The sequence below is a fragment of the Microbacterium sp. genome (assembly GCF_049661145.1).
In the GTDB taxonomy this organism is placed as follows: Bacteria; Actinomycetota; Actinomycetes; order Actinomycetales; family Microbacteriaceae; genus Microbacterium.
Genome location: NZ_JBASZT010000296.1, coordinates 1 through 8,327 on the forward strand (window position 1 = coordinate 1; position 8,327 = coordinate 8,327).

The window sequence follows — 8,327 nt, forward strand, 5'->3', positions numbered from 1 at the left end:
GCGCCGCCGTGCGCGCGACCGACTTGCCGCGTTCTGTCGGCTCCGCGGCTGTGAAACGACAAATCGCGGCAAGTCGGTAGAGCCTCGATCATCGACTTGCCGCGATTTGTCGCCACCGCGGGGTGGAGGCGACCAATTGCGGCAAGTCGTTTGTGCCCGCCCGCGCCGCAGGCTACCGGCATCCGCCGCCGGCAGTCCGCGCCGCCGGATGCCGAAACCTACGCGCGCCGAAACCTACGCCCCGCGCCCCGGCACGACGACGACGGGAACGGGCGAGTGGCGGACGATCTTCGATGCGCTGGACCCGAGGAACACCTGGGCCAGGCGGTGCGTCGATGACGATCCGACGACGAGCACATCGCCGTCGCTCCACTCGAGCGATCTGATGGCGGTGCGCCAGTCTGTGCCCGAGATGACGCTGGACTCGAGACGGTCACCCGCGAAGCCGAGCGTGCTCAGTTCGGTCTCGGCCTCAGCCAGGGCCTCGCGCGCCTGGCCCGTCCACAGGTCGATCACCTGCGTCTCGGCGTGGGGCACGGTGTTCGTCACCGGGGTGCGCGTCGGGGTCACGACGAACGTGATGATCCGCAGGCGCGCCGACGTTCGCAGCGCGAGCTGGGCCGCGCGTTTCAGGAGGGACCAGCTGCCATCGTCGTCGCGGAAACCGACCGTGATGCGCTCGAAGACCCCGGTCGAGGTGTAGGAGTGGGGGGCGAGCGCCACCGGTATCGGTGACGAGTGGACGAGACGGTCGGTCTTCGACGACAGTCCGATGGTCCCCGGCGCGACGTCGTCGCTCGAGCCCACGACGAGGATCGTGGCACCCCGTTGCTCCGCCTGCTCGAGCAGGGTCTGCGGCACCGACCTTCCTTGCACCCAGACCGCCGAAGATTCGACCTCAGGATGCCGGGCGAGGTCCTTCAGCGCCAGCTCAGCGCTGGCGCTGCCCTCCTCGGCCGCCCATCGGGTGAACTCGCGGTCGGTGCCCGCCGCGGCGGGAGTGCCCCAGCCGCGCGGCACCACCGAAACGGCGATGACCGGCGCGGGTTCGGAGCGCGCGAACTGGCAGGCCAGTTCGATCGCGCCGTGGTCGTGGGGGCCGTATCCGACGAGATAGGTCATCGCTCATCCTCTGGGTGGATCGGCTCGGCGATCTCCTCCTCCGAAGTGTAGGTGCTCAAGGTCGCGTGCCGCCGCCCGTAGAAGAGATAGAAGACGAAGACGATCGCGAGCCAGGTGACGCAGATCACCCAGGTGATGGGCTTCAGGCTCAAGAGCACATACAGGCAGACGATGACCGTGAGGATCGGCAGGACCGGGTACAGCGGCACCTTGAAGGGGCGCTCGAGCTCGGGGTTGCGACGGCGCAGCACCATCAGCGAAATGGCGACGACGCTGAACGCGACGAGGGTGCCGAACGAGACGCTGTCCCACAGGTAGTCCGAGGGGACGAAACCGGCGACGATCGCAACGAGGATCGACACGACGACGGTGTTGAACACGGGGGTGCCGTACTTCGGGTTTACCGCGAGGAACTTCTTCGAGACCATGCCGTCGCGCGAGATCGAGAAGAGGATGCGTGTCTGCCCGTAGAGAGTGACGAGCGTGACCGAGAATACCGAGATGACCGCGCCGGCGGCGAGGATCGTCGCCCAGATCGGGGTGCCGGTGACGTTCTCCATGATCTTCGCGAGTCCCGCTTCGCCGGCCTCTTCGGTCGCGAACCACTCCGGCGGCTCAGCGGCGAGACCGGCGATGCACACGAGCACGTAGAACGTCGTGACGATGAGGAGTGCGCCGAGGATCGCCCGGGGGACGGCCTTCTGTGGATCCTTGACCTCCTCGCTGGCGGTGGCGACGGCATCCAGTCCGATGAAGGAGAAGAAGATCGTTCCCGCAGCCCCGCTGATCCCGGCGGCCTGCGCGAAGAAGTTGTCGAAGTGGTCGGCGTTGAACGCCGTGAATCCGATGACGATGAACAGGGCCAGCACGCCGAGCTTGATGCACACCATGATCGCGTTGATCGTGGCCGACTCGGAGGCGCCGCGGATCAGCAGCAGCATGCACAACAGCACGAGCACGATCGCCGGGAGGTTGACGATTCCGCCGGTGGCCACGCCGTCGTCGCCCGGGACGAACGAGCCGGACAACTCCGCAGGCAACTGGAACCCGAACAGCAGATGCAGCAGCTCGTTGAAGTATCCGCTCCACCCGACCGCGACGGCCGAGACGGCGACGCCGTACTCCAGCAGCACACAGCCGCCGACGAGGACGGCGGCGCCTTCGCCGAGTGCGTGGTAGCTGAAGGAGTAGCTCGATCCGCTCACCGGGATCGACGACGACATCTCCGCGTAGTTGAGCGCCGAGAGCCCGGCGGCGACGGCGGCGAGCAGGAACGAGATGATCACCGCGGGCCCGGCGACCGGAATCGCCTCGCTCAGCACGAAGAAGATGCCGGTGCCGATCGTGGCGCCGACACCGAACATCATGAGCTGGAACGTGCCCAGGTTGCGCGAGAGTTCCTCACCTTCGTGATGCTGGCGCTGGAAGATGATCGGCTTGCGCCGGGCGAGCTGTTGTCCGAGTGATGTCATCACGGCCTCCGAAGGTAGAGACGGGGTGGAGCGCTGGTCGGTACTCAGGTTCTGTGGTGCTGAGATTCGCAAGTCTGGTGTGCGCCGCACCCCCGGAGCAAGCAGGCGCGCGCAATGTCGCGAGCGCGAAACACCGCCGAAACACCGCCGAAACACGAGTGCTGAGCCCTCATTCGTGGAGGCGGCGGAATGCGCGCAGTTATCCACATTCGGCGAATGTGCCCGATCTCTCCACAGATCGGCCGTCGGCGCCGCCACGGCGGGCCCCGGGCGATCACACTCGGGGCATGGGAATCAGATACTACGCATACGCCTTCGACGCCGAGCAGTCCGAGCAGGCGCTCGCCGACCCGGACAGCATTCTGTCCGACGATCCGCTCGCCGACGCGTGGGGACTCACACCGCACGCGGCAGTGAACTACGGGGTGACATTCGAGCAGGCCGTGCCCAAGCGCGACATGCTCTACCTTGACAAGGCCTGGCACGAACTGCAATCGCTGACCGGCCCCGACCGCGGCGGGGGAGTCGCACGCCCCAGCTATCGGATGTTCGAGGGGAACGTGACGATGGAGGGCTACGGCTGGATCCCGTGGGTGCGGACACTCCTCCCGGCCGAGATGCCCGCGATCGCTCGTGACCTGTGGGCGATCGACGACGCGGATGCCGCCGGTGCCGCCGACCCGGTTTCCGGCGGCAGTGGAGCTTCCGACGACTACGTCGTGCAGTACCTGCGCAAAGCTCGGGCGTTCGTGGCCGGTCTCGCGGCTGACGGCCGCGGCATGGTCTACAAGATCGGGTAGCGAACGAGCACGGCGGCACCGAACCCGTTTTCATGAACCAGAAGGGCGGATACCATGCCCCATGGCCGGGTCCCACGGGACGGGTGACCTCGGCGAGCTCGCCCAGTGCACGTCACGACGTGTCACCCCACGGGATCGAAGACGTCGAAGCCGAGATCGTCCGCGACGCGGGTCATGTTCGCGTCGTGCGTGACGATGGTCACCGCCCCCGCGCCGAGTCGCAGTGCGCTGGCGAGGTGCAGTGCGTCCAGGGACTTGACGTGCGGCCGGATCGCCGCGGCTTCGGCGATGAGCCGATCATCGACGGACAAGAGGGAGAGCTCGGAGACGAAGTCATCGGCAAGCGTGGTATCGACGGACTCGCGTCGCAACACCCGCACGGTCTCGAGGTGGAGCAGCCGCGACGAGACGAAGGCGTCGCCCGCCTCGGCCCGCTCGTCGTACCAGGTGACGGCACCTTCGCTGTGTGCCAGGAGTATGCGCAACGCGACGGACGAGTCGAGGTACCAGAGCCGCGCAGCGCCCGACTTAGAAGTCGCCGTCACCGCTCACCTCGGCGATGATGGCGTCGAGGTCGTCCGACAACGGCACCGCCGGCTGCCCACCGCGCCGGCGGTGTGGCCGCGTCGGCGGCACGGCAGCCCCCGACGCGATGAGTGCCTCCAGCGGGCTGCCCGTCGGACCGGGTTCGGGCACGAGGCGCAGCACCACGCGGCCACGGTTCGTGACGCGCACCGTCTCGCCGCTCTCGATGACCTCACGGGTGACCGCAGACACCCGCTGGTTGAGTTCCGTCATCGTGATGGTCCGCATCTTCATACTCTAGCATCTTCATGCTAGAAGGCGGGCGAGGATGGGATCGGTTGACAATCGCCGACACCCGAGAATGCCGGCCCACGAGAGCGCCTACCGGCGAGCCTGGACAGGGTCGGGAATGTCGCGCGTTGAGCGGCATCCTGCATCTTGTCCACGCGTCCTCACACCAGCCGCAGCGCCTCCGCCTCCGCCACGAGCGCCGCGCGCACGGCGGCGAGCGCCGGATATCCGCCGCGCGACGCGCGGGCGGCCGTGAAGATCTCACGGTGCGGGTCGCCCGGCAAGGACAGCAACCGCAGCTTCGACTTCGTGCCCGCGTGGACCAGGCCAGGGAGGAGCGCGACCGCGATGCCCGCCCTGATCATGCGCAGATGCGCCTGCAAGTCGGCGGTCTCGTAGCGTACGTCGGGCTCGAACCCGGCGACGCGACACGCCTGCTCGGCCCAGTGCCGCGTCGCCGTGCCCGGCGGCTCCATGACCCACGGCAGCTCGGCGAGGTCCTCTATGCGGGCCGCGGCATCGAAGCGCGCGTCCCCGGCACCGAGGCGCGGCAGCCCGAGCTGGATCGGGTCGCGCGTGAGCGGTTTGCGGTCGAGCCCCGCGAAATGCACCGCGGCGTGACCCGGGTACTGCTCCGCGATGACGAGGTCGAAGCCGCGCGCCCAGGTCTCCCGCAGGGCGGCGCCCGGCTCATATTGCACGACCTCGACTCGCAGCGCGGGATGGTCGTCGCGCAGGCGCCGCAGCGCCGCCGGAACGATCGCGAGCATCGCCGTCTGGAACGTCGCGACCCGCACGGTGCCTGTCACGTCCTCACGCACGCTGTGCAGCGCAGCCTCCGCCCGCTCCAGACCCGCCAGCAGGTCCTCGGCCTCGGCGACGAGCGCGAGCCCCGCCGCGGTGAGCTCGAGGGTGCGCCCCGTGCGGCGCAGCAGCGGCACGCCGGCCTCGCGCTCCAGCAGCGCGAGCTGCTGCGACACCGCCGACGGGCTGTAGTTGCGGGCCTCGGCGACGGCGGTGATGGTCCCGCGGGCGTGGAGTTCCCACAACAGACGCAGTCGCTTCATGTCGAGCATGAATAATCCTCACACAATGAAGGAGAACTGATGGATATCGCTCAGATTCTTACGCTGTACTTTACGCTTTGTTCACCCTCACACTGGGCAGGTGACCGAAGCACGCCCGCAGGACCTCGCCGAACCCGCCATCCGACTCGTCCAGAAGTGGATGGCCGAGGCATCCGCCATTCCCGCCGACGCCTCCGCGGCGCGCCTCGCCGGCGTCCTCAAGGACCCGAACGGCCTCGACTTCACCGTCGGGTTCGTCGACGGCGTCGTCCGTCCCGAAGACGTGGATGCCGCCGCCAAGCGGCTCCGTGAGCTGACCCCGCTCACCCCGCGCTTCCTCCCCGCGCCACTGCGCGCCGCGATCGGCGCGGGCGGACTGTTCGCGAAGCCGCTGCCGGGCGTCGTCGTGCCGATCGCCCGCCGCGTGCTGCGGCAGATGGTGAGTCACCTCATCATCGACGCGAGCGACGCCAAGCTCGGCCCCGCGATCGCGAAGGTCCGTCGCGACGGCGTGCGCCTCAATCTCAACCTCCTCGGTGAGGCGATCCTCGGCGAGCACGAGGCCGAGCGGCGGCTGTCGGGCACGCGGCAACTCATCGAGCGCCCCGACGTGGACTACGTCTCGATCAAGGTCTCCGCGACCGTCGCGCCGCACAACCACTGGGCGTTCGACGAGACCGTCGCGCACGTCGAGGAGCAGTTGCTGCCCCTGTACCTCCTCGCCAAGGAACGCGGCACCTTCATCAACCTCGACATGGAGGAGTACAAGGACCTCGACCTCACCCTCGCCGTCTTCATGGGCCTGCTCGACCGGCCCGAACTGCACAGTCTCGAAGCCGGCATCGTGCTGCAGGCCTACCTTCCCGACGCCCTCGCCGCCATGATGCGCCTGCAGGAGTGGGCTGCCGCGCGCGTCGCGGCGGGCGGCGCACCCGTCAAGGTGCGCGTCGTCAAGGGCGCGAACCTCGCGATGGAACGAGTGGATGCCGCCCTGCACGGCTGGCCGCTGGCCACCTGGGGATCGAAGCAGGACTCCGACACGAGCTACAAGGCCGTGCTCGACTTTGCGCTGCGCCCGGAACACGTCGCCCACGTGCGCGTCGGCGTCGCCGGCCACAACCTCTTCGACGTCGCCCTCGCGTGGCTGCTCGCCAAGGCCCGCGGCGCGCAGGACGGCATCGAGTTCGAGATGCTGCTCGGCATGGCGACGGGCCAGGCCGAGGCCGTCCGTCGCGAGGTCGGCGGCCTGTTGCTGTACACCCCGGTCGTGCACCCGCAGGAGTTCGACGTCGCCATCGCCTATCTCATCCGGCGCCTGGAGGAGGGCGCGAGCTCGGAGAACTTCATGTCGGCGGTGTTCGAGCTCGACACCGATGCCGCCCTCTTCGAGCGCGAGAAGGAGCGCTTTCTCGCCGCGTTGGCCGGACTCGAGACCATCACGGGCGACGGCTCCCCGGCATCCTTCGTCGTCCCTTCGCCGCGCCGCACGCAGGATCGCCGCGTGCCCGCCGACGAGGCGACGCTCGACGCGCGCATCGCGGCACGTGTCGCCGCCGGGAGCGAGGGCGGCTTCGAGAACACCCCCGACACCGACCCCGACCTCCCCGGCAACCGCGCGTGGGGCCGCGCGATCGCGGAGCGCATGACCGGGTCCGTCCTCGGCATCCGCGCCGTCGAAGACGCACAGGTCACGGATGCCGAAGCCCTCGACCAGGTGCTCGACCGCGCCGAGAAGGCGGCAGAGGGATGGCAGGCGCTGGATGCCGACGCGCGCGCCGCGGTCCTGTATCGCGCCGCCGAGAAGCTCGAAGCCCACCGCGCGGACCTGCTCGAAGTCATGGGCGCCGAGTGCGGCAAGACGCTCGACCAGGGTGATCCCGAGGTGTCGGAGGCGATCGACTTCGCCAACTACTACGCCATGCTCGGGCAGCAGCTCGGCCGCGTCGACGGTGCGGAGTACCGGCCTAAGAAGGTCGTCGCGGTGATCCCGCCGTGGAACTTCCCCGTCGCGATCCCGGCCGGCGGCACGCTCGCGGGGCTCGCCTCGGGCGCCGCCGTCGTCATCAAGCCGGCCACGACGGCCGCCCGCTCGGGCGCCGTCATGGTCGAGGCGCTGTGGGAAGCGCTCGACGAGGCCGGTATCTCGCGCGACGTGCTGCAGCTCGTGCAGTTCGCCGACCGGTCACTCGGCTCGGCGCTCGTCGCCGACGCCCGTGTCGACCGACTCATCCTGACGGGCGCCTACGAGACGGCCGTGCGGTTCCGCGAATTGCGCCAGGACCTGCCTATTCTCGCAGAGACGAGCGGCAAGAACGCCATCATCGTCACCCCCGACGCCGACCTCGACCTCGCCGCGCGCGACGTCGTCCTCTCGGCCTTCGGGCATGCCGGGCAGAAGTGCTCCGCGGCATCCCTCGTCATCCTCGTCGGATCGGTCGCGACCTCGGAACGCTTCCGCGGGCAGTTGCTGGATGCCGTGCGCTCGCTCCACGTCGGCACGCCCGACGACCTCCGGACCAAGATGGGCCCGATCATGACGGCGCCGACCTCGCCGGGGAACGAGAAGCTGCTGCGGGGACTGACGACCCTCGGTCCCGGCGAGCGCTGGCTGCTGGAGCCCGCGCCGCTGCCGAGCGACAGCCCGCTCGCCCTCGACGCGGCCGGCGGTAACCGGCTGTGGAGTCCGGGCGTCCGCGACGGCGTGCGCCGCGGGTCGGAGTACCACCTCACCGAGTACTTCGGTCCGGTTCTCGGCATCATGACGGCTGCGACGCTCGACGAGGCGATCGACATCGTCAATGAGATCGACTACGGCCTCACGAGCGGACTGCACTCGCTCGACCGCGACGAGTTGGCGACCTGGCTCGGCCGCGTCGAGGCCGGCAACCTGTATGTGAACCGCGGCATCACTGGCGCCATCGTGCGGCGTCAGCCGTTCGGCGGCTGGAAGAAGTCGGCGATCGGCGCGGGCACGAAGGCCGGCGGCCCGAGCTACCTGTTCGGACTCGGCGACTGGGTCGATGCGCCGGTCGCGGCGCCATCCCGCGCGC

Annotated in this window: 7 protein-coding genes; 2 read left to right on the forward strand and 5 right to left on the reverse strand. The window is 69.1% G+C overall.

Translation table 11 applies throughout. From position 1 onward, the window contains the following. Positions 1 to 234: 234 nt before the first annotated feature. Both WBP48_RS12585 and WBP48_RS12590 read right to left on the reverse strand, forming a co-directional pair. Positions 235 to 1,122, reverse strand: coding sequence for a universal stress protein (locus tag WBP48_RS12585; protein WP_424440927.1), 888 nt, complete (start codon positions 1,120 to 1,122; stop codon positions 235 to 237). Beyond that, on the reverse strand, positions 1,119 to 2,594 hold the full coding sequence (locus WBP48_RS12590; RefSeq protein ID WP_424440929.1) for an APC family permease: 1,476 nt from the start codon (positions 2,592 to 2,594) through the stop codon (positions 1,119 to 1,121). Before WBP48_RS12590 ends, WBP48_RS12585 begins: the two co-directional genes overlap by 4 nt. 287 nt (positions 2,595 to 2,881) lie before the next feature. Between WBP48_RS12590 and WBP48_RS12595 the strand changes: the two genes are divergently transcribed. Further along, positions 2,882 to 3,394, forward strand: a complete 513-nt coding sequence (locus WBP48_RS12595) for a hypothetical protein (RefSeq protein ID WP_424440931.1) — start codon at positions 2,882 to 2,884, stop codon at positions 3,392 to 3,394. 122 nt (positions 3,395 to 3,516) lie between these two features. Here WBP48_RS12595 and WBP48_RS12600 read toward each other — a convergent pair whose 3' ends face one another. From WBP48_RS12600 to WBP48_RS12610, 3 genes are all read right to left on the reverse strand, one after another. After that, positions 3,517 to 3,939: a type II toxin-antitoxin system VapC family toxin gene (locus tag WBP48_RS12600; RefSeq protein ID WP_424440933.1), complete on the reverse strand. Its 423-nt coding sequence runs from the start codon at positions 3,937 to 3,939 to the stop codon at positions 3,517 to 3,519. Beyond that, entirely contained in the window at positions 3,923 to 4,207 is a 285-nt protein-coding gene (locus tag WBP48_RS12605; RefSeq protein WP_424440935.1) for a type II toxin-antitoxin system Phd/YefM family antitoxin, read from the reverse strand. The genes WBP48_RS12600 and WBP48_RS12605 overlap by 17 nt, the downstream gene beginning before the upstream one ends. Positions 4,208 to 4,371: 164 nt before the next feature. Then, positions 4,372 to 5,286 (reverse strand): LysR family transcriptional regulator, encoded by a 915-nt coding sequence (locus WBP48_RS12610; protein WP_424440937.1) that lies wholly within the window; start codon positions 5,284 to 5,286, stop codon positions 4,372 to 4,374. 151 nt (positions 5,287 to 5,437) lie between these two features. Between WBP48_RS12610 and WBP48_RS12615 the strand changes: the two genes are divergently transcribed. Further along, a partial coding sequence (locus WBP48_RS12615) for a bifunctional proline dehydrogenase/L-glutamate gamma-semialdehyde dehydrogenase (RefSeq protein WP_424440939.1) occupies positions 5,438 to 8,327 on the forward strand: 2,890 nt, incomplete at its 3' end.

Excerpts from the sequence above, each read along its gene's own strand:
- WBP48_RS12605 (WP_424440935.1), bottom strand. The coding sequence starts at position 4,207 with ATGCGGACCATCACGATGACGGAACTCAACCAGCGGGTGTCTGCGGTC.
- WBP48_RS12595 (WP_424440931.1), top strand. The coding sequence starts at position 2,882 with ATGGGAATCAGATACTACGCATACGCCTTCGACGCCGAGCAGTCCGAG.
- WBP48_RS12585 (WP_424440927.1), bottom strand. The coding sequence starts at position 1,122 with ATGACCTATCTCGTCGGATACGGCCCCCACGACCACGGCGCGATCGAA.
- WBP48_RS12610 (WP_424440937.1), bottom strand. The coding sequence starts at position 5,286 with ATGCTCGACATGAAGCGACTGCGTCTGTTGTGGGAACTCCACGCCCGC.
- WBP48_RS12590 (WP_424440929.1), bottom strand. The coding sequence starts at position 2,594 with ATGACATCACTCGGACAACAGCTCGCCCGGCGCAAGCCGATCATCTTC.